At 67.5% G+C, this 26,451-nt stretch carries 27 protein-coding genes; 11 read left to right on the plus strand and 16 right to left on the minus strand.

Annotation, left to right across the window (positions count from 1 at the left end; genetic code table 11):
- Positions 1-62: 62 nt before the first annotated feature.
- The 4 genes from B0W80_RS35325 (at position 63) to B0W80_RS01825 (ending at position 3,831) form a co-directional block, all read left to right on the plus strand.
- A complete protein-coding gene (locus B0W80_RS35325) occupies positions 63-299 on the plus strand; it encodes an AbrB/MazE/SpoVT family DNA-binding domain-containing protein (protein WP_076997380.1) in 237 nt (78 codons plus the stop codon).
- Complete coding sequence (locus B0W80_RS01815; protein ID WP_218668865.1) at positions 286-717, plus strand: type II toxin-antitoxin system VapC family toxin; 432 nt, start codon at positions 286-288, stop codon at positions 715-717. The genes B0W80_RS35325 and B0W80_RS01815 overlap by 14 nt, the downstream gene beginning before the upstream one ends.
- A 2-nt stretch (positions 718-719) precedes the next feature.
- Positions 720-2,381 carry an energy-dependent translational throttle protein EttA gene (ettA, locus tag B0W80_RS01820; protein WP_076997381.1) on the plus strand — a complete coding sequence of 554 codons (1,662 nt, stop codon included), beginning with the start codon at positions 720-722 and terminating at the stop codon, positions 2,379-2,381.
- A 124-nt stretch (positions 2,382-2,505) separates the two neighbouring features.
- Positions 2,506-3,831, plus strand: a complete 1,326-nt coding sequence (locus tag B0W80_RS01825; RefSeq protein WP_256856442.1) for a PQQ-dependent sugar dehydrogenase — start codon at positions 2,506-2,508, stop codon at positions 3,829-3,831.
- A gap of 10 nt (positions 3,832-3,841) precedes the next feature.
- On the opposite strand, the gene B0W80_RS01830 is transcribed toward B0W80_RS01825, so the two are convergent.
- The 12 genes from B0W80_RS01830 to B0W80_RS01885 form a co-directional block, all read right to left on the minus strand.
- On the minus strand, positions 3,842-5,185 hold the full coding sequence (locus B0W80_RS01830) for a TAXI family TRAP transporter solute-binding subunit (protein WP_076997382.1): 1,344 nt from the start codon (positions 5,183-5,185) through the stop codon (positions 3,842-3,844).
- 134 nt (positions 5,186-5,319) lie between these two features.
- Positions 5,320-8,277: a hypothetical protein gene (locus B0W80_RS01835; protein ID WP_143684435.1), complete on the minus strand. Its 2,958-nt coding sequence runs from the start codon at positions 8,275-8,277 to the stop codon at positions 5,320-5,322.
- Positions 8,278-8,291: 14 nt separating this feature from the next.
- Positions 8,292-8,753, minus strand: coding sequence for a hypothetical protein (locus tag B0W80_RS01840; RefSeq protein ID WP_076997384.1), 462 nt, complete (start codon positions 8,751-8,753; stop codon positions 8,292-8,294).
- Positions 8,754-8,963: 210 nt separating this feature from the next.
- Positions 8,964-9,998 carry a P1 family peptidase gene (locus tag B0W80_RS01845; protein WP_076997385.1) on the minus strand — a complete coding sequence of 345 codons (1,035 nt, stop codon included), beginning with the start codon at positions 9,996-9,998 and terminating at the stop codon, positions 8,964-8,966.
- Positions 9,999-10,084: 86 nt separating this feature from the next.
- Positions 10,085-11,095, minus strand: a complete 1,011-nt coding sequence (locus B0W80_RS01850) for a glycerophosphodiester phosphodiesterase (RefSeq protein ID WP_076997436.1) — start codon at positions 11,093-11,095, stop codon at positions 10,085-10,087.
- Positions 11,096-11,100: 5 nt separating this feature from the next.
- Positions 11,101-11,640 carry a DUF1439 domain-containing protein gene (locus tag B0W80_RS01855; protein WP_256856443.1) on the minus strand — a complete coding sequence of 180 codons (540 nt, stop codon included), beginning with the start codon at positions 11,638-11,640 and terminating at the stop codon, positions 11,101-11,103.
- Positions 11,641-11,727: 87 nt separating this feature from the next.
- Positions 11,728-12,519 carry an amino acid ABC transporter ATP-binding protein gene (locus B0W80_RS01860; RefSeq protein WP_076997387.1) on the minus strand — a complete coding sequence of 264 codons (792 nt, stop codon included), beginning with the start codon at positions 12,517-12,519 and terminating at the stop codon, positions 11,728-11,730.
- Positions 12,503-13,156, minus strand: a complete 654-nt coding sequence (locus B0W80_RS01865; protein ID WP_076997388.1) for an amino acid ABC transporter permease — start codon at positions 13,154-13,156, stop codon at positions 12,503-12,505. Before B0W80_RS01865 ends, B0W80_RS01860 begins: the two co-directional genes overlap by 17 nt.
- A gap of 14 nt (positions 13,157-13,170) precedes the next feature.
- Positions 13,171-13,827, minus strand: a complete 657-nt coding sequence (locus B0W80_RS01870) for an amino acid ABC transporter permease (RefSeq protein WP_076997389.1) — start codon at positions 13,825-13,827, stop codon at positions 13,171-13,173.
- A 34-nt stretch (positions 13,828-13,861) separates the two neighbouring features.
- Positions 13,862-14,659, minus strand: a complete 798-nt coding sequence (locus B0W80_RS01875) for a transporter substrate-binding domain-containing protein (RefSeq protein ID WP_076997390.1) — start codon at positions 14,657-14,659, stop codon at positions 13,862-13,864.
- 108 nt (positions 14,660-14,767) lie between these two features.
- Entirely contained in the window at positions 14,768-15,733 is a 966-nt protein-coding gene (locus B0W80_RS01880; RefSeq protein WP_076997391.1) for a tripartite tricarboxylate transporter substrate binding protein, read from the minus strand.
- A 54-nt stretch (positions 15,734-15,787) separates the two neighbouring features.
- Positions 15,788-16,228, minus strand: coding sequence for an OsmC family protein (locus tag B0W80_RS01885; protein ID WP_076997392.1), 441 nt, complete (start codon positions 16,226-16,228; stop codon positions 15,788-15,790).
- Between the two features lie 196 nt (positions 16,229-16,424).
- Between B0W80_RS01885 and B0W80_RS01890 the strand changes: the two genes are divergently transcribed.
- Positions 16,425-18,122 carry a long-chain fatty acid--CoA ligase gene (locus B0W80_RS01890; RefSeq protein WP_076997393.1) on the plus strand — a complete coding sequence of 566 codons (1,698 nt, stop codon included), beginning with the start codon at positions 16,425-16,427 and terminating at the stop codon, positions 18,120-18,122.
- Between the two features lie 27 nt (positions 18,123-18,149).
- Here the strand turns inward: B0W80_RS01890 and B0W80_RS01895 are convergent, their stop codons facing one another.
- The 3 genes from B0W80_RS01895 to B0W80_RS01905 form a co-directional block, all read right to left on the minus strand.
- Positions 18,150-18,557, minus strand: a complete 408-nt coding sequence (locus B0W80_RS01895; protein WP_076997394.1) for a lysozyme inhibitor LprI family protein — start codon at positions 18,555-18,557, stop codon at positions 18,150-18,152.
- A gap of 86 nt (positions 18,558-18,643) precedes the next feature.
- Positions 18,644-19,063 (minus strand): GNAT family acetyltransferase, encoded by a 420-nt coding sequence (locus B0W80_RS01900; protein ID WP_076997437.1) that lies wholly within the window; start codon positions 19,061-19,063, stop codon positions 18,644-18,646.
- 52 nt (positions 19,064-19,115) lie between these two features.
- The gene (locus tag B0W80_RS01905; RefSeq protein WP_076997395.1) at positions 19,116-20,462 is read right to left on the minus strand and encodes an NAD(P)/FAD-dependent oxidoreductase; all 1,347 of its coding nucleotides are present in this window, start codon (positions 20,460-20,462) and stop codon (positions 19,116-19,118) included.
- Positions 20,463-20,609: 147 nt separating this feature from the next.
- On the opposite strand from B0W80_RS01905, the gene egtB reads away from it, so the two are divergent.
- From egtB to B0W80_RS01930, 5 genes are all read left to right on the plus strand, one after another.
- Positions 20,610-21,860 carry an ergothioneine biosynthesis protein EgtB gene (egtB, locus tag B0W80_RS01910; RefSeq protein WP_076997396.1) on the plus strand — a complete coding sequence of 417 codons (1,251 nt, stop codon included), beginning with the start codon at positions 20,610-20,612 and terminating at the stop codon, positions 21,858-21,860.
- On the plus strand, positions 21,860-22,846 hold the full coding sequence (gene egtD, locus B0W80_RS01915) for an L-histidine N(alpha)-methyltransferase (RefSeq protein ID WP_076997397.1): 987 nt from the start codon (positions 21,860-21,862) through the stop codon (positions 22,844-22,846). The genes egtB and egtD overlap by 1 nt, the downstream gene beginning before the upstream one ends.
- A 35-nt stretch (positions 22,847-22,881) precedes the next feature.
- A complete protein-coding gene (locus tag B0W80_RS01920) occupies positions 22,882-23,163 on the plus strand; it encodes a DUF427 domain-containing protein (protein WP_076997398.1) in 282 nt (93 codons plus the stop codon).
- Positions 23,160-23,903, plus strand: a complete 744-nt coding sequence (locus tag B0W80_RS01925) for a 2OG-Fe dioxygenase family protein (protein ID WP_076997399.1) — start codon at positions 23,160-23,162, stop codon at positions 23,901-23,903. The genes B0W80_RS01920 and B0W80_RS01925 overlap by 4 nt, the downstream gene beginning before the upstream one ends.
- 105 nt (positions 23,904-24,008) lie before the next feature.
- A complete protein-coding gene (locus tag B0W80_RS01930) occupies positions 24,009-24,446 on the plus strand; it encodes a universal stress protein (RefSeq protein WP_076997400.1) in 438 nt (145 codons plus the stop codon).
- 58 nt (positions 24,447-24,504) lie between these two features.
- Here the strand turns inward: B0W80_RS01930 and B0W80_RS01935 are convergent, their stop codons facing one another.
- Positions 24,505-25,155: an RluA family pseudouridine synthase gene (locus B0W80_RS01935; protein ID WP_076997401.1), complete on the minus strand. Its 651-nt coding sequence runs from the start codon at positions 25,153-25,155 to the stop codon at positions 24,505-24,507.
- A gap of 47 nt (positions 25,156-25,202) precedes the next feature.
- Between B0W80_RS01935 and B0W80_RS01940 the strand changes: the two genes are divergently transcribed.
- Complete coding sequence (locus tag B0W80_RS01940) at positions 25,203-26,444, plus strand: MFS transporter (RefSeq protein WP_256856445.1); 1,242 nt, start codon at positions 25,203-25,205, stop codon at positions 26,442-26,444.
- The last annotated feature ends 7 nt before the right edge of the window (positions 26,445-26,451 follow it).

Below are 26,451 nucleotides of genomic sequence, written 5' to 3' on the forward strand. Positions count from 1 at the left end.
CGACCTGGCCAGGTTCGTTCTGCGTTAGACTCTTACTTGAACAGTATTACTGCAGGCGCGACATGCGACTTACATCGAAGGGGCAAGTGACAATCCCCCAGAACATCCGCGAACTCGCCGGCCTCAAGCCGTATGACGAGGTCGAATTTGAGTATCGCAACAAGCAGATCGTGGTGAAGCCCGTCAAGCGGGCCTCCACTCCCGGCGAAGAAGCAATCGCACTTCTGCGCGGCAGTGGAACGTCCAAGCTTGAGTTGTCTGCCGACGAATGGCTGGAGATGACACGTGGCGAGCGGTGAGGCCGGCGAACTGTTCCTCATCGACAGCAACGTGCTGATCGACGTTATCCACGAAGACCGTAACTGGATGGAGTGGTCAGCCGCCGCCATCACGGATTGCCTGACCCGCGGTAAGCTAGCGATCAATCCGCTGATTTACGCCGAGGTTTCGGTGTACTTCAGTTCGGACCGTGACGCAGACGCAGCGCTCCCTCCAAGGTTGTACGAAAGGTTGGACCTCCCGTACTCTGCGGCGCGAGGCGCTGCGGTGGCGTTCCACAAGTACCGCAAGGCCGGCGGCACGCGTACTTCGCTACTGCCGGATTTCTACATCGGGGCCCATGCCCAACATCTGGGGTGCACCCTCGTGTCGCGCGACCGAGCGCGCTACAAGACCTATTTTCCCAAGCTCAAGCTGATTTCACCCAAACAAAGATAGCCATGGCCCAGTACGTCTACACCATGAACAAGGTCAGCAAGACCGTGCCGCCCAAGCGGCAGATCTTGAAGGACATTTCGCTTTCCTTTTTCCCGGGCGCCAAGATCGGCGTGCTGGGCCTGAACGGCTCGGGCAAGTCCTCGCTGCTCAAGATCATGGCCGGCATCGACAAGGAGATCGATGGCGAGGCGCTGCCCATGCCGGGCCTGACCATCGGCTACCTCGAACAGGAGCCGAAGCTGAACGCGGCGCACACGGTCCGCGAGTCGGTCGAAGAGGCGATGGGCGCGGTGTATGCGGCCAAGGCGCGGCTCGAAGAGGTCTACGTGGCCTATGGTGCCGAAGACGCCGACTTCGACGCGCTGGCGGCCGAGCAGGCCGAGCTCGAAGCCATCATCGCGACCGCCGGCACCGATTCGGAGCACCAACTCGAGATCGCCGCCGACGCGCTGCGCCTGCCGCCGTGGGAAGCCAACATCGGCGTGCTGTCGGGCGGCGAAAAGCGCCGCGTGGCGCTGTGCCGGTTGCTCCTGTCGAAGCCCGACATGCTGCTGCTCGACGAACCCACCAATCACCTGGACGCCGAATCGGTCGAGTGGCTCGAAGTCTTTTTGCAGCGCTTTCCGGGCACCGTGGTCGCGATCACCCACGATCGCTACTTCCTCGACAACGCGGCCGAGTGGATTCTCGAACTCGACCGCGGTCGCGGCATCCCTTGGAAGGGCAACTACAGCACCTGGCTCGAGCAGAAGGGCGAACGCCTGGCGCAGGAGCAGAAGAGCGAAGAAGCCCACGCCAAGGCCCTGAAGAAGGAGCTCGAGTGGTCGCGCCAGAACCCCAAGGCGCGCCAGGCCAAGAGCAAATCGCGCCTGGCCCGCTTCGAGGAACTGAGCGACTTCGAATACCAGCGCCGCAACGAGACGCAGGAAATCTTCATTCCTGTCGCCGAGCGCCTGGGCAACCAGGTGATCGAGTTCAAGAACGTCACCAAGTCCTTCGGCGACCGCGTGCTCATCGACAACCTGAGCTTCGAGATTCCCGCGGGCGCCATCGTCGGCATCATCGGCCCGAACGGTGCCGGCAAGTCGACGCTGTTCAAGCTGATCGCGGGCAAGGAAAAGCCGGACACCGGCGAAGTGGTGATCGGCTCGACCGTCAAGATGGCCTTCGTCGACCAGACCCGCGACGCGCTCGGCAACGAGAAGACCGTGTGGGAAGACATCTCGAACGGCCTCGACATCATCAACGTCGGCAAGTTCCAGATGGCGAGCCGCGCCTATGCCGGTCGTTTCAACTTCAACGGTTCCGACCAGCAGAAGAAGGTCGGCACGCTGTCCGGTGGCGAGCGCGGCCGCCTGCACCTGGCCAAGACGCTGATCGCGGGCGGCAACGTGCTGATGCTCGACGAACCCTCGAACGACCTTGACGTCGAGACGCTGCGCGCGCTCGAAGACGCGCTGCTCGAATTCGCGGGCTCGGTGCTCGTCATCAGCCATGACCGCTGGTTCCTCGACCGCATCGCCACCCACATCCTGGCGGCCGAAGGCGACAGCCAGTGGACCTTCTTCAACGGCAACTACCAGGAGTACGAAGCCGACAAGAAGAAGCGCCTGGGTGAAGAAGGCGCCAAGCCGCACCGCATGCGCTTCAAGGCGCTCAAGTAAGCCTTAAGCCGTAAACCGTAAGGCGGTCGAGTCGTCGAGCAACGCGGTTTCGTCCTATTGCCGGCGCAGCCGGTCTGCGCTCACATGGCGGTCCTGGCGCCCGTGGCGCCAACAAGGAGCGGACATGGCGGCAGCGATCCGGTGCATGGCAGCGTCGATGGTGCTTCTCGCAAGCTGCGGGGGTGGAGGCGGTGGCGGCAGCGTCGCGCTCGGTGGCTTCGGCGTCACCGGCGCGGCCGGGCCCACGCCGGCCCCGGCACCTTCTCCAGCACCCGCGCCTGCGCCCGGCCCCGCGGCCGGCCCCGCAGCGCCACCCGTGGCCGGCGCGCCACCGCCGTCCGGCCCGATGCAGGTCAAGGTGGTCGAGTTGGCCAGTGGCCTCAACACGCCCTGGAGTTTGGCCTTCTTGCCCGACGGCAAACTGCTGATCACCCAACGCAGTGGTCAGTTGCGCCTGCGCAATGCCGACGGCTCGCCGGTCAACGGCGGTGCCGACCAGGTCAACGGCCTGCCCACCGTCGACTCGGCGGGGCAGGGCGGCCTGCTCGATGTGGCCGTCGATCCAGGCTTCACGACCAATCGCCGCATCTACTTCAGCTATGCCGAGCGCGATGGGGGCAATGCCAGCCTCAACAGTACGGCGGTCGCACGCGCCGAACTCGACGTGACTGCACGCACGCTTGCCAACGTGACCGTGATCTTCCGGCAGTTGCCGAGGGCGCAGAGCACCTCGCACTTCGGCTCGCGGCTGGTCTTCGACCGCGGCGGCAACCTGTTCGTGACGCTGGGCGAGCGCCTCAACAACGACCAGCGCGGCTTTTCGCAGGACCTGACCCGCGGCCACGGCAAGGTGATGCGCATCACGACCGACGGCGCACCGGCCGCGGGCAATCCCAATTTCGGCGTTGCGGGAGCGTTGCCGCAGATATGGAGCTATGGCCACCGCAACGTGCAGGGCGCAGCGCTGCATCCGACGACCGGCGATTTGTGGGTCGACGAGCACGGCCCGCAGGGCGGCGACGAGGTCAACCTGGCGCTGCCCGGCCGGAACTACGGCTGGCCCGTCATCAGCTACGGCCAGGAATACGGCACGCTCACGCAAATCGGCGAAGGCACGGCCAAAGCCGGCATGGAACAGCCGCTGACCTACTGGGAAAAAAGTGACGGCTCGGCCTGGACGCCTGGCACGCAGAAATCGTCCATCGCACCCAGCGGAATGGCCTTCTACACGGGCGACGCGCTGCCTGACTGGAAGGGCAGCCTGTTCGTCGGCGCGCTGGCTGGCACCGCGCTGTGGCGGCTCACGCTCAACGGCAACACGGTGGTCGCGCGCGAGCGCCTGCTGGCCGATCGAGGCGAGCGCATACGCGACGTGCGGCAGGGGCCGGATGGATGGCTCTATCTGTTGACCGACAGTGCCAACGGGAAGCTGTTGCGGGTGCAGCAGTGATGGCTGCGCCTCACTTCACCGCCTGGGGCCACGTCGCCATCAACCGCTTACGCACCGCATAGATGTTGTTCCGCAGCGCATACAGCTCTTCCGCATAGGACAGCGGCACCGCCACCTTGTTGACGCGGCGGTCCAGGTCGTCGAGCTCCTTCACCAACTCGTCGCGGTCGCCCTCGCGCGCGTCGACCTTGGCCTCGACCTCGCGCAGCCGGGCATACCAGCGGAACACGCGGCGGCGCACGCGAAACTGGTAGAGCGGCGGCACCACGCGCGACAGCGGCAGCATCAGCACCAGCAAGCCGCCCAGCACCAGCCACATGCGCTCGACGAGGTTGCTGGCCCAGAAGGGCAGGTAGCGCTGCCAGAAGGGCGGCGTGCCGTTGATGGCGCGGTCGCCTTCGGGGCTCACCGGCAGTTCGCTGGTGCGCGTGTTCGGAAAGTCCCGCGCACGATTGAACCAGCCGGCGCTGCTGTGCAAAGTCTGCGCGCTCTGCGCGAACAGCTGGCGCAGTGCGGGATGGGTCTTCTCGCGCGCGAGCAGCGAGGTCGTGGCGGCCAGCATGGTCTTGTCGCCGGGTGGCAGGTCGATGGCGAGATCGACCACGCCGCGCGGCAATGTCACCGGCTGAAGAAAGGCGAAGCGCCGTGAATAAGCGTCGGCCTGGTCGAAATCCATGAGCCGGATGTCGGGCGCGCGCAGCAGCCGCTGCACTAGCGGCGACTGCGGTGCCGACGCCAGCACGATCACGTCGAGCAGGCCGGCCTGGAGCGCTTCGGTGGCGGGCGTCTGTTCGAGGTTCGACAACTGCAGCGTCTGCGGCTCCATGTGGTGGGCACGGAACACCCGGTCCATTATCTCGGGTACGCCGCTGCCGGGTTTGTCGACGTTGACGCGCAGGTCCTTGAACTGCGCGACCGAGCTCGGGCGCCCGGTCTTGCGGTCGACCGCGCGGCCCGCGTCGGCGCGGTAGAACACCCACAGCGGCTCGTAGAACAGGCTGCCCAGCGACGTCAGCCCGGCCTCTTCATCGGCCACCGGGTCGGCGCTGCCGCCGCGCACGAAGCCCACGTCGGCGCCGCCGCTGCGCAGCAGCTGCAGGTTGTCTTGCGAGCCGTCGGTGGCCTTGAGCTCGACCTCGATGCCGTTGGCCTTCAAGGCCGCCGCGTAGCGCTTGCCGAACTCGGCATACGCGCTGCCTGCGGGCCCGGTCGCGAGCGTCACGCGGCGGGGCGGCTGCGGGTCGAGCCACCAGTAGGCAGCGATCAGTAGGCCGATGACGATGAAGACGATGGGGCCGGCGGACGCAATCAGGTCGCGGATGGACAGGAGGATGAGGCGGATGGTGCGGGGCATGCGGAACAAGCGGGATGAAGCGCGAGGCCTTGTCTCGGTCGCGCTGGAGCGCCGCATTGTGCTGGGCATCGGGCCGTCGCTTCGTTACAAAGCGCACGAACGGTGTAGCGCTCGACGCGGGTCTGCGCCGGTGGTCATGGCCGAATGGGAGGTGGCAGCACGTCGCGGCTTTTGCGCGGCATCGTGCGACCGCCGCGCTCGGGCATGCTTGCGCCAGGCCTGGGCGTGTCTGCCGTGCGTGGCTGCTGCGCGCCGGTCCGCTCCTGCGGCGCGCCGGCAGCAACGGCGTTGAGCGCGAGCGCAGGCATCCTTCGTGCCTGGGCGGCGCCATCGTTCCGGACTTGCAGTGGCAGCGGCGGCAATGCGGGAAGCTGCCGCTGCGGCGGAACGAGCACTGGCGGTATCAACGACAGCGATGGCATCGCCTGTGGCTGCTGCGGCGGCGTCGGCATCGTGAGAGGTACCCGAGGAAGCGGCATCTGAGGAAGCGACGGCATCGCCTGTGGCAGCTGCGGCAACATCGGCATGGGCATCGGCGTGGACGGAAGCGGGGGCATCACGGCAGGCCCATCGGTCAGGTCTACCGACGGCGCGCTCGACTCGTCGAGCACACCCAGCCCTGGCCCGACGTCCGGGTCTTCGAACTCCCGGTACAGCCCGATGCAGAAGCGCGTGACCGGATCGACGTTCTGGTCGTAGTCGGGTTTGATGAAGTCGACCAGCTCCTTCATCGTCTCCTTGAAGCCCGTGATGAACAGCGCTTCGTCGGTTTGGCTCCGGACCATGAATGCGACCTCGCCGTACACCGTGCCATCGGCGCCTTTCGCGACGGTGATGGCGGTCTCCAGGCGCGCCAAGTAGTCGCCTGCCGTTTTGAGGAATGCTCTCTGCGCTTCGTGTCGCTGCGCTTTGGATGTGAACTTGCCGCTCTGCAAATCCTCGGCTATTCGCTTCAGGTCATCGAGGGGTGCCTCGAGTGCACCTGCGGCTTCGTTCATTTCAGCCGAAAGAGGCCCCTCGTCGGTGCCGTCTCGCCAATCAAGGATCGATTCGCCAACCAACTGTGCGCAGTCGAGAACCTTTGCCATGAACACCGACACATGCGGCCAGGGTTCGACGCCGTCCCGGATGGTGACTTCTGTCTGCATCGCCGTGGCGATGCTGGTCTTGAGCACGGCCATTCGCTCCCGCACGTCGCTCTTGCTGGCCGCGTCGATCATCATCGCCTTGAAGGTCAAGGGTTCCATGCCGATTTCCAGAAGGAACTGAACATGCTCGTCCTTTTGGAGCTGGTCCCAATCCAGATCACTGTCGAGAAAGCCGTCGAGGTGAGCGGCCATCAGATGGACGGCAGCCTGGGGGCTGCGCAACAGGTCGACCTTGCCGCGATGCGTGCCGCCGAAGGCCTTTCGGTCGGATGCCTTGAAGTCGCCTTCGCCTCGCTGAACGTGGACGGGGTGAATCCCGGCGCCTTCGTCGACGGCCTCATTCATCAGCGCTTTGAGACCATCGAGCTTGTGCGTCACTGCAATGACGTTGAAGTCGCGCTGGGCGCGCTTCATGGCGTGGGCTTGAACGGAGCGGAACTTCATTTTGGCGGCCGCGCTGCCGTAGTAGATACCCCCGACCGCTGCAGCGATGCCGAGGAAGACCAGGGCCGCCGGTCCCAAGGCGGCAACGCCTGCCAATGCTGCGATCCCGACACCCAGGGCAACCGCGTTGTTGGCGGTGTTCAGCGTTCCCTTGATCGTTCTGATGGCCCCGAATCCCTTTTCCCATTGCGTCTTCTTGATGCCTTTCTCCAGCGCTCTTTGGTAGCCTCGCAAGATCACGGCACGTTCGCCTCTCTCCGGCGCGCTCGTCTGCCAACGCTCGGTGAGCTTCTCCGCGACCTCACGGCGCTTCGAGAGTGTCTTCTTGCGGGCTTGCTGGCCGTCGAATTCCACTTGCCCGTGCCGCACGTCGATGGGGCCGTTGACCAGCCCGATCACGTTGCCCACCAGCGGAACTGCGCCGCCGGCGATATGCGCGGTGTTGACGGCCACAGCCAGCGGCTGCATGCCTGCGTCGCGTGCCGTCGCATAGTCATTGCGCAATTCGAGCTGTCGGGCCACCTTGTTGCTGACGTCGGGAATCCACTGCTTGGCATTCTCGCAAGCGAGGTATTGCCGGGCAGTCTCAGGCGTCTGGTTGCCGTGTACGAACTGCAGCCATCCGTGTGCGTTTGCCAGAAAGACGAGTTTGGCCAGGTACTTTTTTTCTTGGTAGTCGATCGATCCTTGGATGGTGGCAACGATGTCGACCACCATCGGGCCGGCGGCGGCGGCCATGCCGGCGTCGACGCAGACGCCGTCGCCGCCGCCGCGCGTTCCGAAGGCGGCTGCCCACACTGCATTGCTGGGCGCTTGCACATCGAGACTCACGGGGGACACGATGTTCGCGAAGGGCTTGGGTGCAAACTGCGCCCCTGAGGTGCGTCTTTTGTGCGTGTTGTTCCTGAAGCTCGTGACGCCGGCGGTGTAGGCGCGCTTGAGACTGCGGCTCGCACCGTCGGTGAATGCCTTGGCCCGCGCCGTGAACCTCGTGGGCAGTTCAGACTCCGGTCTTTTTTGCAGCTGGGGAATACGCTCTGGATGCCCGCTGCCGGGAACGACTTCGAGCCGGGGGTTTCCTGACGCCAACTCCTTCGACCACAGCCTGTCGAACAGGCGGAGCGTGTCTTCGTATGTCTTGCTGTCGCAGTGAATGGCTTCGGCGGTCTGCAGGGAATGGTGGTTCCACTCACAGGGTTCGCTGCTGAAGGCCGTCGACATACCGCTTTCGTCGTCCGTCTCGCAAGATCGTCCGGACTCGTCCGGGTCGACCAGTGATTCGGGTCGTTCCCCGTCTTCGGTCCACGTTCCGCATGTACGGTTGCTTGGCTCCAGGATGCTCAGGGCTTGCCTGGCAAGCTTGTCGCTTCCGCCGATCTCGAGTTTCCGTTGGGCATCGGTCGGGGGGGCCTTCTTTTCGTTCTTGAGATGCTGCGCGCGCTGTGTTCGGGCATCCGGACCAGCATGGAAGTTCGTGCGGGACACATTGGAAGACGTCATGGGGCCTCATGTTCTCAGGGTGACAAAAACAAGTGCGGATCGGCAGACGTTTGCTGCCGCATCTTCTGGATCAGTGCTTCCCACCGATCGATCTCTTCGAGTGCAGCGTCGACCGCTTCACCGATCGAATCGGCTTCCATCAGCCTGTGCGGTGGCACGTGCAGCATCAACACGGGGTCGCCGGTGTCCGGGTGCAGGCTGAACATGAGGAGGTAGTCGCTGGCCTCGTCGAAGTTGGCGCGCAGCATCCATGCCGAGGCCTCGGCCGCCACCTCGTCGGGCGGGCGCGGCATGGTGATGAGGATTCGGCACAGGGCCGACTCGTGCAGCAGCTCGAAGCGAAGGAAGTGCGAGTCTCGGACGATGATGGCGCCGGCCAGAACTGCGTCGATGTCATCGATGCCTTCGTACCGGCAATAGTCTTCCACGGCTTCGCGAAAGATGTTGTGCAGCTCGTCGTCGTTGTCCGTCGTCATCCAGGCGTGTGCTCGTATGACGCTGCCCCCCGCGGGGGAACGGGGAACGGCACTTGATTGAACATCGCCGTGCGACTCGGCTTGCCCAATGCCAGGCGGCGGAGGCGCGGCCTGCTGGAGGGTGTTGACGTTGCGCAGCGATGCTGACTGCGGGCTTAGTCGCAGCGTCTGCGCGGAAGGTTCCAAAATCTTCCGGCTGGGCGTTCTTCTTCAGTCTCGAGTGTCGTGACGCAGGGTGGTCGAGTCCGGATACCGGCTTTCGCCCACGTCCACCGTGCGTGCGGCGAGCACCGCACGCAGCGTCGCACGTGCCACCACTTCGGCGGCCATGGTGCTCAGCACCGTCATGCCCGGTGCGTCGCCTTCCAACGGCACGCGGCCCGTGGCCAAGGCGAACAGCGTGTCGCCATCGCTCATCGTGTGGACCGGGTTGATGGCGCGAGCCAGTCCGTCATGCGCCACGACGGCAAGCCGGTTGGCCTGTACCTTGGTGAGCCGCGCATCGGTCGCGATCACGCCGATGGTGGTGTTGGTGCCGGCGAGCAGCGGCAGCGGCAGGTCGCCGCGCAGCAGCGCGCGCCGGGTGTCGAGCAGCGCGAGGCCGTCTTCGGTGCGCGCCCCGGCGACGACGCGGCCGGTGTCGGGGTCGATCACATCGCCAAGCGCGTTGCAGGCGATCAGCGCGCCGACCGTCACGCCCTTGACCGTCACCGATGCGGTGCCGATGCCGCCCTTCATCGCGCGATGCAGGCCGAACAGCTTGCCGACCAGCGCACCGCTGCCGGCACCGACGTTGCCTTCTTGTGGCGCAGCCGCCGATGCGGCGTCGCATGCCGCATAGCCTGCAGCCGCATCGGGCCGGATGCGCGCGTCGCCCAGCGGCAGGTCGAAGAGCACCGCTGCCGGCACGATCGGCAAGGTGCCGAAGCGCACGTCGAGGCCGACGTCGCGTTCCTCGAGCCAGCGCATCGCGCCCTCGGCGGCGGCCAGGCCCCACGCACTGCCGCCGGCCAGCATCACGGCGTGGACCTGCTGCACGAGGTTGCCCGGCGCGAGCAGGTCGGTCTCGCGCGTGCCGGGTGCGGCGCCGCGCACGTCCACGCCCGCCACCGCGCCTTCGCGCGCCAGGATCACGGTGCAGCCGGTGGGCCGGCGCGGGTCGCTGAAATGGCCGACCTCGATGCCGGCGACGTCGGTGATGGCGCCCGCGTGCGGGGCGGCGGAAGTGGGGCTTTGTCGGGACATTGCCGGCGATTATGAAACCGCGTGCGGCCGTCGCTGCGGCTGCAGCTCAGGCCCGGCGCGCATGTGCGCCTGCGCAGCGCGCCGGATCAGCGGCCGGCAGGCAGCGCCATGCCGCGCTCGCGCATCAGCTCGCGCAGCAGCACGGGGTCGTCGGTGATGATGCCGTCCACCTTCCAGTCCATCAGCCGGGCCATGTCGGCGCGCTGGTTCACGGTCCAGGGGAGGACGGGCAGGCCTAGCGTCTGCGCTTCGCGGACCTGCGCCGCCGTGAGGTCGTTGAACGCCGGCGACCAGATCACCGGCCGTCGAGTCGGGCCCGCTGCGGCGCGAACCAGCTGGGGTGCGGAGCCGAAGTCTTCCAGGCGCAGGCCGGCGGTCCACCGCGGGTCTTTCAGCGTGCGGCTGCTCGTCAGGTAGGCGCGCTGAAGCTGCGGTGCCCACTGGCCGACCAGCGCGAGGGTGCGCCAGTCGAAGCTCTGCACCGTCACGCGATCGGCCATGCCGGATTTGTCGATCTCGGCGAGCAACGCCCGCACCATGATTTCGGGCGACGCGGTTTCACCGGGCAGGGCCGGGTCCAGCTTGGTCTCGATGTTGAAGCGCACCTGCGTCGCGCCGCGCGCTCGAACACGGTCGAAGAGCGCCGCCAGCGTGGGAATGCGCTCGCCGTCGCGCGCCTGCTGCCGCGCGAACTGCCGGCCGTAGCTGGTGGCGGGGTCGATGCGGCCGACGTCGTAGCGCTGCAGCTCCGCGAGCGTCAGCGTGCGAATCGCCGGCCCTTTGGCGCGAAGGAATCCGCCCGACGCATCGCGCGTGTGGTCGGGGTTCAGCACGGTGTCGTGCGAGATCACCACCACGCCGTCGGCGGTGAGGCCGATGTCGAGTTCGAGCGTGGTCACGCCCATGTCCATCGCGTGGTCGAAGGCGGCCAGCGTGTTCTCGGGTGCGAGCGCGCGGCCGCCGCGGTGGGCCTGCAGGTCGAAGCCTTTGGGTGAAGCCGGTGCGACCGCCGAGCAGGCGGCGACCAGGAGCGTGGCGGCGAGCGCGCAAATGGCGGTGACGGTCGTGAAGGGCGCGAAGGGCGCGAATCTGGGCATGCTTTTCATTTCAGCTCGACCTTGATGCCGCCTTGTTGCACCGTGATGTCACCGATCTCGTAGGTCTTGCGCCCGACCGTCAGCTCTTCGGCGGTAAAGGTGCGCAGCGGCTGGTCGCGCAGCAGTTCCTGCGCGATCGTCGCGCCGATGCGCTGCAGGCGCTCGGCATCGCGGCCCGTCACGCCCTGCAGTTCCAGCCGTTCGGCACGCGGCTGGTCGAGGCGCAACGCACGCGCCGGCGCGTCGTACCGCAGCGCGCTGCTGACGGCGACCACGCCCTCGACGGTGCCGGGCTGCAGCAGCGGGCTCGCGATGCTGAGCACGGCCGTGATGGCGGCACGGTTGTTTGCGGCGTCCAGGCCCAGTTGCGGGTCGCGCAGCCCCACGGTGAAGAGTTCGGCATAGCGCTGCTGCACCGGGAAGCGCTTGGCGATCTGGGCCTGCAGCTCTTCGCGGCTGGCGGTGTATTCGCTGGTGAAGAAATTGAAGCCGGCCAGGGCGGCCAGGGGCGTGGACGCGGCCGCGCCCAGCAGGCTGCGCAGCACGAGCCGGCGAGGGAGTGGCGAAGAAAAGCGGTGTCGCATACCGCTGCGAGCTTGCCACAGCCCGCGGGGTTCCTCTTTTGGGGCGCTTCAGTCGTGCAGCGACGAAAGAAACTGTTTCAGCTCGGGCGTCTGCGGGCTGCCGAACAGCTGGTCCGGCGGCCCCATCTCGTGCACGCGCCCCTGGTGCATGAAGATCACCCGGTCGCTGACCTTGCGCGCGAAGCTCATCTCGTGCGTCACCATCAGGAGCGTCATGCCTTCCTCGGCCAGCGATTCGACCACGCGCAGCACCTCGCCGACCAGTTCGGGGTCGAGCGCCGAGGTGATCTCGTCGCACAGCAGCACCGCCGGCTCCATGGCCAGCGCGCGGGCGATGGCCACGCGCTGCTGCTGGCCGCCCGACAGCTGGTCGGGCATGGCGTCGAACTTCTGCTCCAGCCCCACGCGCTCGAGCAGCTTGCGCGCCTGGGAGGCGGCTTCGAGACCGCTGCGCTTCTTGACCAGCGTGGGCGCCAGCATCACGTTCTTGCCCACCGTCAGGTGCGGGAACAGGTTGAAGCTCTGGAAGATCATGCCCACGTGCTGCCGCAGCTCGCGCATGGCCATGGCGCTCTCGTGCAGCAGCGGCTTGCCGTCGACCGTGAGCGAGCCTTCCTGGAACACCTCCAGCCCGTTGATGCAGCGAAGCAGCGTGCTCTTGCCCGAGCCGCTCTTGCCGATGATGGCGATCACCTCGCCGCGCCGTACGTCCAGGTCGATGCCCTTGAGCACTTCGTTCGTGCCGTAGGACTTGCGCAGCGCCGTGATGCGCACGATGGGCGCGGCGGCTTCCGAGACGCGCGCGGGGCGTGGGGCCGGGGCTTCAACGACGAGCGCCATGCATTTTCCTTTCGAGGGTCTTGGCGTACAGGCTCACGGGGAAGCACAGCGCGAAATAGAGCAGGGCCACGCAGCTGAAGACCACGAAGGGTTTGAAGGTGGCGTTCGAGATCATGCTGCCGGCCTTGGTCAGCTCGATGAAGCCGATGACGGACGCCAGCGCGGTGCCCTTGATGACCTGCACCAGGAAGCCCACCGTCGGCGCCACCGCGATGCGCAGCGCCTGGGGCAGGATCACGTGGCGCATCTGCTCGCCGAAGTTCAGGGCGAGGCTGCCCGAGGCCTCCCACTGGCCCTTGGGGATGGAGGCCACGCAGCCGCGCCAGATCTCGGTGAGGAAGGCGCTGGTGTAGAGCGTCAACGCCAACGAGGCCGCGGTCCATGCCGAGACCTCGATGCCGAACAGCGCGATGCCGAAGTAGGCCAGGAACAGCTGCATCAGCAGCGGCGTGCCCTGGAACAGCTGCACGTAGAGCCCGATGAGCCGTTCAGCTACCTCGCCGCCCGACAGGCGCAGGAAGAGCAGAAGCCCGCCGACGAGCCCGCCGCCGACGAAGGCGATCAACGACAGCACGACGGTCCAGCGCAGCGCCAGCAGAAGGTTGCGCAGGATGTCCCAGAGAGAGAACTCGACCATGAGGGCGCCTCGATCTACTTGCCGAAGAAGAACTTCGGCCCGGCCCAGTTGAGCAGCCGCCGCGCAGCCACCGAAAGCGCCAGGTAGATGACGGTCGCGATGATGAAGGCCTCGAAGGCGCGGAAGTTGCGGCTCTGGATCAGGTTGGCCGCGTAGCTCAGTTCTTCGGTCGAGATCTGGCTGCACACGGCCGAACCCAGCATGACGATGATGATCTGGCTCACCATCGCGGGCCACACCTTCTTCATCGCCGGCGGCAGCACCACGCGCGTGAACACCTGCACGCGGTTGAGCGCCAGGCTCACCGCCGCTTCGATCTGGCCCTTGGGCGTGGCCTCGATGCCCGCGCGGATGATCTCAGTGGCGTAGGCGCCGAGATTCATCACCATCGCGATGACCGAGGCGACTTCGGGCGAGAGCTTGAAGCCCGCGGCCGGCAGCCCGAAGAAGATGAAGAACAACTGCACGATGAAGGGTGTGTTGCGGATCAGCTCCACGTAGGCGCCCACGGTCCAGCGCAGCCAGGCCGGCCCGTTGGCCCGCGCCCAGGCGCACAGCACGCCGACCACCATGCCGATCAGCGTGGCGACGAGCGTGAGGCCCAGGGTCCACAGGATGCCCTTGACCAGCAGGGGCCACTGGCCGAGGACGGCGCCGAAGTCGAACTCCATGCTCGAGACGATGCGATGGCAGGCGGTGCTTCGATCAGAGGGGCAAGTCGCCGGCCTCTTTGCCGAGGAACTTCTTCGACATCGCGTCGAGCGTGCCGTCCTTCTTGGCCGCCGCGATGATCTCGTTCACCTTGGCCTTCAACGCATCTTCGCCCTTGGCGATGCCGATGAAGCAAGGGCTGTCTTTCAGCAGCAGCTTGTATTCGGCGCCCAGCTGCGGGTTCTTCTGCATCATGTTGCCGGCCACGGCGGCGCTGGTGGCCAGTGTCTGCGTCTGGCCCGCGACGAAGGCGGCGATGGTCGCGTTGTTGTCCTCGAAGCGCTTGTAGTCCAGGCTGGCGGGCGCGACCTTGGCCAGTTCCTGGTCTTCCATGGCGCCGCGCGTCACGGCCACGCTCTTGCCGCCCAGGTCGGCAAAGCTCTTGATGTTCAGGCTCTTCGAGGCATAAACGGCCTGGAAGAAGGGCGCGTAGGCCGAGCTGAAGTCGATCACCTTCTCGCGCTCGGCGTTCTTGCCCAGCGTGGAGATCACGAGGTCGGCCTTCTTCGTCTGCAGGTAGGGGATGCGGTTGGCGCTGGTCACCGGCACCAACTCGACCTTGGCGCCGAGCTTGGCGGCGATCAGCTTCGCCATTTCCACGTCCAGGCCCTGCGGCGCCATGTCGGGGCCGACGTAGCCGTAGGGCGGGTAGTCGGTGGGGATCGCGACCTTGAGGGTCTTCGACTTCTGGATGTTCTCGAGGGCGCTCTGTGCTTGCGCGCCACCTGCGGCGAGCAGGGTGACCGAAGCGAGGGCGAGCGTGAGCGCGACATGGCGCCTGGATGCTTTCATGGCAGGACCTGTGATGGACATGGTCCCGTGTCTCAGCAGCTTTTGTGCCCGCCCATGCGCGCCGGCGGACGAACCGGCGCACCAACACGGCGCGCCGGCGGCGCAGGATCAATCCATTCTGGCGCCCGAGGCCTTCACGGCCTTCTCCCAACGCGGCGTTTCGGTGGCGAGGAATCGGCCGAACTCTTCGCTGCCCAGGAAGGCCGGGTCGGCCCCCTGGCTGATCATGCGCTCGCGCACCTCCGCACTGCCCAGCACCTGCTTGAACGCATCGGAGAGCCTGGCCACCACGTCCTTGGGTGTGCCGGCCGGCGCCAGGAAGCCGTAGAAGCCCACCACCTCGAAGCCCTTGATGCCGGTCTCGATGACGGTCGGGATGTCGGGCAGCGCCGGGTTGCGCTGCGCACTGGTGACGGCCAGCGCGCGCACCTTGCCCTGCTTGTGGTAGTTGGCCGCCTGCGGAATCGACTCGGCCATGAACTGCACCTGGCCGCCCATCAGGTCGGTGAAGGCCGGTGCGCTGCCGCGGTAGGGGATGTGCACCATGAAGAGGCCGGTGGCGGTCTTGAACATCTCCGGCACCAGGTGGCTGATGCCGCCGTTGCCGGCCGAGCCGTAGTTGACCTGGCCCGGCCGCGCCTTGGCGTAGCGCACGAACTCCTGCAGGTCGTTCACCGGGAGCTTGGGCGTGACCAGCAGCGCCAGCGGCTGCATCGCGGTGCGCGCGATGGGGGTGAAGTCCTTCAGCGTGTTGTAGGGGAGCTTGCTGTACAGCGCGCCGTTGATCACGGCCACGCCGGTGTTCGCCAGCATCAACGTGTAGCCGTCGGCCGGGCTCTTGGCCACCGCATCGGCGCCGACGGAGCCGCCGGCGCCGGGCTTGTAGTCGATCACGATCGGCTGGCCGAGCACGCCTTGCAGCTTGTCGGTGAGCAGCCGCGCGTGCTGGTCGAGCGGCCCGCCGGCCGGGAAGCCGATCACGACCTTGATCGGCTTGTCGGGAAAGGCGGCCAGGGCGGCGGCAGACGCTGCCAGGCAGCAGGCCGCCACCACCATTTTCTTGATGCTGTTCATATTCGTCTCGGTGTTGTGCGGGCGATCATAAACAGCGGCCCTGGGCCGGGCGCCTCAGCTCTTGAGCGTCGCCTTCAGCGTGATCTCGGGCACGCTGGCCAGCGCCTTCGACAGCGGGCAGCCGGCCTTGGCGCCAGCCGCGAGTTCCTGGAACTTGGCCTCGTCGATGCCGGGGATCACGGCTTCGAGTTCGAGTTGGATGCGGTCGATCTTGAAGCCCGGGCCGTCCTTGGCCAGCCGTACGGCGGCCTGGGTGTCGATGCTCGTCGCGGTGAAGCCTGCGCCTTCGAGCGCGAAGGCCAGCGCCATCGTCAGGCAGCCGGCGTGCGCGGCGCCCAGGATCTCTTCCGGATTGGTGCCGGTGCGGTCGTCCTCGAAGCGGCTCTTGAAGCCGTAGGGGTAGTCCTTGAGCGCACCGGTCTCGGTGCTGATCTGGCCCTTGCCGGTCTTGCCGGCGCCTTCCCAATGAACACTCGCGCGCTTGTCTGCTGCCATGGAAACTCCTCGGTGGTGGTTGAACAGGGGATCGCCGTTGTAAGGCAGAACGGGCCGGCTGTCTGTCGGCCGGCGCGCGCCGCAGGGGCTTCGATGCTCCGGGCCCTCGAAGTCGCCCATGTGACGCGCTCGGGGCTTCCCCGATGCGGACCGTGCGGAGCACGGCGTAGGCTTGCGGCGGCTTCACGGAGACTACATGGATCGCCCGCACTTCAAGTTCTGGCCGCCGCGCCTGCCCCGCTCGATCACCGTTCCCGCCACCTCGCTGTGGCACAACCTCGCCACCTCGGCCGCGCGCTTCCCCGACAAGGCCGCCCTGGTCTTCTTCGGCCGCGAGACCTCGTACCGCGACCTGGCCGACCAGGCCGAGCGCCTGGCGGGCACCCTGCAGACGCTGGGCGTGCAGCGCGGCGACCGCGTGCTGCTCGACATGCAGAACTGCCCCCAACTGGTCATCGCGCATTTCGCGATCCTGCGGGCCAACGCGGTCGTGGTGCCGGTCAACCCCATGAACCGGGCCGAGGAGCTCAAGCACTACATCACCGATTCCGATGCGAAGGTGGCCATCACCACCGGCGACCTGGCGCCAGAACTCGTGAAAGCCAGCGATGCGCTGCCGGCCGGCGATCGGCTGTCGCGCCTGATCGTCACGCAATTCACCGACGCCTTCGATGCCGGAGTGCAGGGCGACGAATCACCGCCGCCGGCCTGGCGCGACTGGCTGCTCACGCGCCACCCGCTGCCCGCGTTGGCCGGGGGCGAGGTGACGGCCTGGACCGATGCGCTGGCGGCCGGACATGCCGCGTCGGAACACGTGGTGGGTGCCAACGACATGGCGCTGCTGCCCTACACCAGCGGCACCACGGGCCTGCCCAAGGGTTGCATCCACCACCATTCCAGCCTGATGCACAACGCCTATGCCAGCGTGCTCTGGGGCCAGTCGTCCAGCGAGACGGTGGTGCTGGCAGTGGTGCCGATGTTCCACATCACCGGCGTGGTGAGCGTACTGCACACCACCATCATGAGCAGCGGCACGCTCGTGGTGATGCCCCGCTGGGACCGCGAAGTGGCGGGCCGCCTGATCTCGCGCCGCAAGGTCACGAGCTGGACCAACATCCCCACGATGGTCATCGACCTGATGAGCAGCCCGAACTTCGCGAGCTTCGACCTGAGCAGCCTGTGCCACATCGGCGGCGGCGGGGCCGCCATGCCGCAGGCGGTGGCGCAGCGGCTCTTCGAGCAATACGGGTTGCGCTACGTCGAGGGCTACGGCCTCACCGAAACCGCCGCGCCCTCGCATGCCAACCCCTTCGATCATCCCAAGCAGCAATGCCTCGGCATTCCGTACATGAGCACCGATGCACGCGTGGTCGACCCCGACACGCTCCAGGAGCTGCCGGTGGGCGAATCGGGCGAAATCGTCACGCATGGCCCCGAGGTGTTTCAGGGCTACTGGAAGCGACCGGACGCGACCGCCGCCGCCTTCGTCGAGATCGACGGCAAGCGCTTCTTCCGCTCGGGCGACATGGGCCGCGTGGACGAGGACGGCTACTTCTTCATGACCGACCGCCTCAAGCGCATGATCAACGCCAGCGGCTTCAAGGTCTGGCCGGCCGAGGTCGAGCTGCTGATGTTCCGCCACCCGGCCATCCAGGAGGCCTGCGTCATCTCCACGCAGGACGCCTACCGCGGCGAATCGGTCAAGGCGGTGGTGGTGCTGCGCGCCACGCACAAGAACACCACCGCGCAGGAAATCATCGACTGGTGCCGCGAAACCATGGCGGTCTACAAGATCCCCCGCGCCGTCGAGTTCGCCGATGCGCTGCCGAAGAGCGGAAGTGGCAAGGTGATGTGGCGGTTGCTGCAGGAGGCGGAGAACGGCAAGCAGGCCTGAGGCACGGGCGCTCACCGCGTCACCGGCTCAAGCGCGGTTCCATTCCCTGAGCTGCCGCGTTCGCAGCTCGGTGTGCGCGATCTGGCAGCCCAGGGCGGCGATGTCGCGCACCGAGCCGCCCGCGCTGCGCAGGTACTTGGCCCGGCAGTCGCTGTCGCGAAACTGCATCCACGCCCGCTGCGCCTGTTGCAGCAGGCGTCGGGTGCCGGCGTAGTCGACCGCGTCTTCCTTGCCGTGGGGCGAGAGCGACTTCAGGAGGCTCTGGTAGGCGTCGTTGAGTTCGCGGTCGCGGCGCGCGAGCGTCTGCTGTGCGCACTGGTTGATCTCGACCGTGGTACGGGTTCGACAAGGCTCCTCGGATTGCGCGAAGACGGTGTCGGGCAACAGGAACAGCAGGAGCAGCAAGGCCAGGCCGAAGCAGAGATGACGCGTCATGTGGCACTCCGCGATGCGTGATCGAGCGCTCATTCTGCGCCTGCGGCCTTCGAACCCGATGCCCGATTTCCGGGTGCGGGACGCACTCAGTTGTCGGGAATCAGGCGCCTGCCCAGGCTGACCACGTCGTCGCGCGTGTAGCCGAGCCGGTCGTAGAAGGCCAGCACTTCGGCGTTGGTGGAGCGCACCAGCAGGTTGATCTTGGGGCAGCCGCGCTCCATCAAAAGCCGTTCGGCTTCCTGCATCAGCGCGCGGCCGATCGAAAGGCGCCGATGCTCCGGCGACACGGCCAGGTAGTAGACCCAGCCGCGGTGGCCGTCGAAGCCGACCATGGCCGAGCCGACCAGCGTGTCGCCTTCGACCGCGACCAGAAAGAGCTCGGGCTGCTCGCTCAGCTTGCGCTGGATGTCCCGGTGCGGGTCGTTCCAGGGACGGGTGAGGCCGCAGGCCTGCCAGAGCACGATGACCGTGGATTCGTCGGCGAGCGCGAAGGGGCGTATCTTCATCGGGGCAAAGGGCTGGATCATGCGCGCGTCGTGTGACGCTTCGGAGTCGGCCTCAGGATTCGCCGCGCCCGCGCACCTCGGCCACCACGCGCGCATGCCGCTGGAAGCTCCAGTAGGCGCTGGCCCAGTCCATCAGCACCACGATGCGATTGCGGAAGCCGATCAGGAAGTAAGCGTGCGCGAACAGCCAGAACAGCCAGGCCATGCGGCCCGAAAAGCGCAGCGCGCCGAAGGGCGTGCCGAGGTCGACCACGGCGGAGTTGCGGCCGATGGTCGCGAGGTTGCCGTAGTCGCGGTAGCGGAAGGGCAGGGTTTCCTTGCCGGCGATGCGGCGCAGGATGTTGGCGGCCGCGGCGCGGCCGGCCTGCTTGGCGCCGGGCGAGACGCCGGGCACGGGCTTGGGCTCCTTGCCGGGCCGGTGGCTCATGGCGGCGGCCAGGTCGCCCACCACGCTGATGTCGGGGTGGCCCGGCAGGCTGAGGTCGGGCAGCACCTTCACGCGGCCGGCGCGGTCGCATTCGGCGCCGGTGGCCTCGGCCAGCAAGCGGCCCAGCGGCGAGGCGGCCACGCCGGCCGCCCAGATCACGCAGTGGCAGTCGATGCGGTGGGTGCCGACGCCGGCGCCGCCGTCGCTGAAAGGCGATTCGACTTCGATGCCGGTGGGGGTGATGGCCGTGACGCGGGCGTTCAGCCGCACCTGCACGCCGAGCTTCTGCAGTTGCTCGAGCGCGCGCTGGCTCAGGCTTTCGGGCATGGCCAGCAGCACGCGCGGGCCGCCCTCGATCAGCAGCACCTCGGCGCTGGCCGGGTCGATGCGGCGGAACTCGCCGCTCAGCGTGTGGCGCGCGATCTCGGCCAGCGTGCCGGCCATTTCGACGCCGGTCGGGCCGGCGCCGATCACGGCGAAGGTGAGCAGCGCGCGCTGGCGCACCGGGTCGGCCTCGACCTCCGCAGCCTCGAAGCTCATGAGCACCCGGCGGCGGATCTCGAAGGCATCGGCCAGCGTCTTGAGGCCGGGCGCCAGGCGCGACCAGTCGTCGTGGCCGAAGTAGCTGTGGGTGGCGCCGGCGGCCAGGATCAGGTGGTCCCAGCCCAGGCGGGTGCCGTCGGCCAGGTGCACTTCGCGTGCGTCCGGGTCGATGCGCGTCGCCTCGCCCAGCAGTGTCGTGATGTTCGATTGGCGCCGGAACAGCAGGCGCACCGGCGCCGAGATCGACGGCGCCGCCAGGCCGGCGGTCGCCACCTGGTAGAGCAGGGGCTGGAACAGGTGGTGGTTGGTCTTGTCGACGATGGTCACGTCGACCGCCTGGCCCTGGAACTTGCGCGCCGCTTCCAGGCCGCCGAAACCGCAGCCGACGATGACGACACGGGGGCGACTTGGGGCGTTGGGCGTAGTCATGCGGCGGATGATACGCAGGCGGCGTGCAGCCTCCGGCGTCTTGTGCCACAGTGCCGCGTTCGGCCGCGCCGGCGCCTTGGGCCTTGTCCTACGGCGGCCAGCGGCCTCCATGGGCTAAAACCTTTTCATTCCAAAAACGGAGATCCCATGAAGCTCACCCGACCGGCATTGCCGGCGGCGGACGATCTGCGCAGTCGTTTCCAGGCCGTGCGCGCGCACAGCCTGGCGCTGGCGGCGCCGCTCTCGGCGGAGGACCAGTGCATCCAGTCGATGCCGGATGCCAGCCCGACCAAGTGGCACCTGGCGCACACCACCTGGTTCTTCGAGACGCTGCTGTTGCAGGCGCATGCCGCGGACTATCGCGTGTTCGACCCTCGCTTCGCCTACCTGTTCAATTCCTACTACGAGGCGCTGGGCCCGCGCCATCCGCGACCGCACCGCGGCCTGCTGACGCGGCCTGCGCTCGACGAGGTGCATGCCTACCGGCGGCACGTGGACGAATCGGTGCTGGCGCTGCTGTCGGAAGGCGGGCAACGGGCTGACTGGCCTGCCATCGCGGCGGTCGTCGAACTGGGGCTGAACCACGAACAGCAGCACCAGGAACTGCTGCTCACCGACATCCTGCATGCGCTGTCGTGCAATCCGCTGCTGCCGGCCTACCGTGCGGCACCGAGTCCGGCGCTGCGACTGGCCACGGTGGCCCGCGCGACGCAATGGATTCCGCGGCATGGCGGCGTGGCCGAGGTCGGCCACGTGGGCGACGGCTTTTCCTTCGACAACGAGACGCCGCGTCATGCAGTGCTGCTGGCGCCGCATGCCATTGCGGATCGCCTCGTCAACTGCGGCGAGTACGCGCAGTTCATCGCCGACGGCGGCTACCAGCGGCCGGAACTCTGGCTGTCCGATGGCTGGGCCACGGTGCAGGCGCAGGGCTGGCGCCATCCGGCCTATTGGCTTGCGCCCGATGATCCGCGGCTGGTGCATCAGGGCACGACGGCGGGCTGGCAGGTCTTCGGCCTGCATGGCGTGCGGCCGATGGAGCCCGAGGCGCCGGTGGCGCAGCTGAGCCTCTACGAGGCGGCCGCGTATGCCGAATGGGCCGGCGCTCGGCTGCCGACGGAATTCGAGTGGGAAGCCGCGCACGATGCGCCCGGCATCACGCAGATGAGCGGCCACGTGTGGCAGTGGACGCGCTCGTCCTATGACCCGTACCCCGGCTTCCGCCCGCTGGCCGGCGCGGCCGCCGAATACAACGGCAAGTTCATGGTCGGCCAGTTGGTGCTGCGCGGCGGCAGCGTCGCCACGCCCGCGGGGCATGCCCGGCCCAGCTACCGCAACTTCTTTCCGCCGGCTGCACGCTGGCAGTTCACGGGGCTCCGGCTCGCGAAGGATCTTTGATGGCCATTCCCGCACTCAGCCTGCATGCTTTTCGCACCGCCCAGCGGGCCGCGCCCCTGTCGGACTTCGGGCGCGAGATGTTCGAGGGCCTGAGCCGCAGCGCGCGCAGCATCTCGCCCAAGTTCTTCTACGACGCGGCCGGGTCGCAGCTCTTCGATCGCATCTGCGACCTGCCGGAGTACTACCCGACGCGCACCGAGATGCGCATCCTGACTGAACACGCGAGCGAGATCGCCGAGGTGATCGGGCCGAACGCGGAAGTGGTCGAGTTCGGCGCCGGCTCGCTGACCAAGGTGCGGCTGCTGCTCGACGCCTTTCGCTCGCCGCGGCGCTACGTGCCGATCGACATCTCTGGCGAGCACCTGGAAGCGGCAGCGCAGCGCCTGCGTGCCGATTACCCGCAGCTCGCCGTGCAGCCAGTGGTGGCCGACTACACGATGCCGCTGGTGCTGCCGGCGCGCGGCGAAGGCATGGGCCAGCGCGTCGGATTCTTCCCCGGCTCGACGCTGGGCAACTTCAGTCCTGACGAGGCGCTCGCCTTCCTGCAGCTCGCGCAGCGCCTGCTGCGCGGCGGTGGCCTGCTGCTGGGCGTGGACCTGGTCAAGGACCCGGCGCTGCTGCATGCCGCGTACAACGATTCGCAGGGCGTGACGGCCGCGTTCAACCTCAACCTGCTGCGCCGCGCCAACCGCGAACTCGGCAGCGACTTCGACCTGGAAGGCTTCACGCACGCGGCCTTCTACAACTCGCCGCTGCGCCGCATCGAGATGCACCTGGTGAGCCGACGCGCGCAGCAGGTGATGCTGGACGGCCAGCGCTTCGACTTCGAGGAAGGCGAGACCATCCACACCGAGAACTCGCACAAGTTCACCGTCGACGGCCTGCGGGCGCTCGCGGTGAAGGCGGGCCTCAGGCCGGCGGCCGTGTGGACGGATCCCGATCGGCTCTTCAGCGTGCACTGGCTGCAGTCTCCCGCGGCACAATAGCTCCACCCTGCGTCCTGCGGGCCCTGGAGACCTGGATGAAAGCAACCTGGAACGGCGTGACGATCGCCGAGACCGACGACACCGTGCTCGTCGAAGGCAACCACTATTTCCCCGCGAGCTCGCTCAAGCGCGAGTACGTGAGCTTCAGCAACCACAAGACCACCTGCCCCTGGAAGGGCACGGCGAGCTATTACTCGCTGCTGGTGAACGGCGAACTCAACGCCGATGCCGTGTGGTACTACGCCGACCCCAAGCCCGAAGCCGAGATGGTGCGCGACCGCGTCGCCTTCTGGAAGGGCGTGAAGGTGGCGGAGTGAGCTTCGGCAGCTTCGATCCGCCGTTCACGCCGGTCGACCGCCTCGCACCGGCGCTGCGGCAGGACGGCTATGCCGTGCTGAGCCCGCAGGGCGTGGCCGAGTGGCTCGGTTTTCCGCTCTCGGATCTCGCGCAGTTGCAGTCCGACTGGGACCACCTGCCGCTCGACGAGTACCTGAAGGACGGCGGGCGCTACCGCACCCGTCGGCATGCCTGCTTCATGGTCGACGACGCGCAGATCGAGCAGGTGCCGCACCGTGCGCACTGGCAGCCGGTCGAATACAACGCGCTGCACGGCGGCATGCAGCGCTGGTTCGCGCCGATGGAGTCGGGCACGCTGGTGCAGCCTTCATGGCAGGCGTTGATCAAGGGACTGGCCGGCGTGGCCGACGGCCTGCGCGGCACGCAGCGCTGGTTCGTCGAGGCGCACCAGTTCCGCATCGACACGGCCGAAGGCATCGGCCGGCCCACGCCCGAGGGTGCGCATCGCGATGGTGTCGACCTGGTGGCGGTGGTGCTGGTGGGGCGCCACAACATCAAGGGCGGCGAGACACGCGTCTTCGAGGCCACCGGCCGGCGTGGCGAGCGCTTCACGATGACCGAACCGTGGACGCTGCTGCTGGCCGACGATGCGCGTGTGATCCATGAATCGACGCCGATCCAGCCGCTGGTGGACACCCAGCCGGGCTGGCGCGACACGCTGGTCGTCACCTGCCGATCCGGCAGTTTCCAGGGTGATTGAGCGTCCCTTCAGGTCGTAGCAGTCCTACAGCCCGCGGTTCGACCTTGGATGTACATTCAAGGCCCGGTTCGGGTGCGAGCCGCTTGTGAACAAACGAGGTCTGGCATGTTCAATCACATCCTGGTTCCGATCGACGGGTCCGAAACGTCGATGCTCGCGGTGAGCAAGGCCAGCGGCCTGGCACTGGCCTTCGGCAGCCGCATCACCCTGATCCACGTCGTGGACAACTATCCCTTCATCGGCGTCGGCGCGGACTACGCGCTGGGCCAGAACGAATACCTCGCAGCAGCCACCAGCAGCGCCAACGCGGCGCTCGCGCGCGGCGTCGCTGCGCTCGCGGCCGAGGGCCTGCACAGCGACCAGCGCGTGATCGATGGCCACGTGGTGCACGAAGGCATCGTCGACACCGCCGATGCGATCGCGGCCGACCTGATCGTGATGGGCTCGCATGGCCGCTCGGGCATCGAGAAGCTGCTGCTGGGCAGCGTGACGCAGCGCGTGCTGCAGGATGCCAAGGTGCCTGTGCTGGTCGTCAAGGGCTGAGGCAAGCGCACACAGAACACGCGGCGCGAGCGATCACTCAGGAATCACTTAGGAATCCTCAGGAAAAAGGCAGCACGCTTTCGAAGCGATTCACCCTGCCATCGATGGGATGTGCGAACTCGAGCACGCTGGCATGCAGCAGCAGTCGTTCGGCGCGTTGCCGAACGGCCTCGCTGCCGTAGAGCGCATCGCCCAGGATCGGGTGGCCGATCGACAGCAAGTGGACCCGCAGCTGGTGGCTTCGGCCCGTGAGCGGCTCCAGCCAGAGGTGGCTGGCGTTGCGCTCGGGCAGCAGGCGTTTCACGCGCCAACGGGTCTGGCTGGGCTTGCCGCGTTCGGCGTCGATCTTCTGCAGCGGCCGGCGCGGCCAGTCGGCGCCGAGCGGCGCATCGATCAGCGACCATGCGTCCGATGACGGCATGAGGCCATCGACGATGGCGTCGTAGCGCTTGTGCACGCGCCGCGTTGCGAAGGCGTCGCCCAATGCGCGTTGCATGGCCGGATTGCGCGCCATCAGCACCAGGCCGCTCGTGGCCATGTCGAGACGGTGCACCACCAGTGCATCGGGCCAGCGCAGTTGCGCGCGTGCGCTCAGGCAGTCTTGCTTGTCCTCGCCGCGGCCGGGCACGCACAGCAGGCCGGCCGGCTTGTCGAGGACCAGCAGCTCGGTGTCTTCGTGGATCACGCTCAGGTCGGTCAGGTCGGTCATGCCCGAGCGAGTCTATGTGGCTTCGGGCGTGGGCTATGCTCGACCCGATGTCCGTGTCCGCCGCTGCCTCGCCGAGCTTTTCAGACCTGACGCGCGAGCGGCCCTTCATGCGGATGTGGGTCGCGCGCCTGTTCGGCACCGCGGGCAGCCAGATGCTGCTGGTGGCGATCGGCTGGCACATGTACGAGCTGACCGGCAGCGCCTGGGACCTGGGCCTGGTGGGCCTTTACCAGTTCGTGCCCGCGCTGCTGCTGGCGCTGCTGGCCGGGCACGTGGTCGATCGACACCACCGTGGACGCATCGTCGCCGCCTGCCTCGGCGTGCAGGGCCTGGTGGCGTTGGTGCTGTTGCTGGCGGTGCAGCGTGGGCACGACACGCGCGCCTTGCTGCTCGGGCTGTCGCTCATCCTCGGCGCGGTGCGCGCATTTCAGATGCCTGCGCAACAGGCTTTGACGCCGCTGCTGGTGCCGCCCTTGATGCTGCCGCGCGCGATGGCCTTCAGCTCGGCCGGCATGCAGGGCGCGGTCATCGGCGGCCCGGCGCTCGGCGGAGTGCTGTTCGCGGCCGGCACGGGCGTGGTGTATGCGGCCAGCCTGCTGTTCTTCGTGGTCGGATGCGTGTTGGTGGCGCAGCTGCGCTACGACCATGCGCCTGCGCCGCGCGAACCGGTGTCGCTGTCGACGGTGTTCGCGGGCGTCAACTTCATCTGGCATCGCAAGCCCGTGCTGGGGGCGGTGTCGCTCGACCTGTTCGCCGTGCTTCTGGGTGGTGCGGTCGCACTGCTGCCGATCTTCGCGAAGGACATCCTGCACACAGGGCCCTGGGGCCTGGGCCTGCTGCGCAGCGCGCCGGCCGTGGGCGCGTTGATCACCTCGATTGCGCTGACGCGGCGCCCCGTCGAGCGCCACGTGGGGCGCACGCTGCTGATGGCGGTGGCGGCCTTCGGCATCTGCATGGTGGTGTTCGGCTTGTCGCGCAGCTTTCTAGTGTCGCTGATCGCGCTCGCGGTGTCGGGCGGGGCCGACATGGTCAACGTGGTGATCCGGCAGACGCTGGTGCAGCTGGAGACGCCCGATGCGATGCGCGGGCGCGTCAGCGCGGTCAACTCGATCTTCATCGGCGCCAGCAATCAGCTCGGCGAGTTCGAGTCGGGCGCCACGGCGGCGCTGCTGGGCCCGGTGGGCTCGGTGGTGGCGGGCGGCGTGGGGACCGTGCTCGTGGCGGTGGCGTGGTTCCGCCTGTTTCCGTCGCTGGCGCAGCGCGATCGGCTGGTGAAGCCCGCGCCTTAGGCGCGGC

Source organism: Variovorax sp. KK3, from assembly GCF_001984055.1.
In the GTDB taxonomy this organism is placed as follows: Bacteria; Pseudomonadota; Gammaproteobacteria; order Burkholderiales; family Burkholderiaceae_C; genus Variovorax.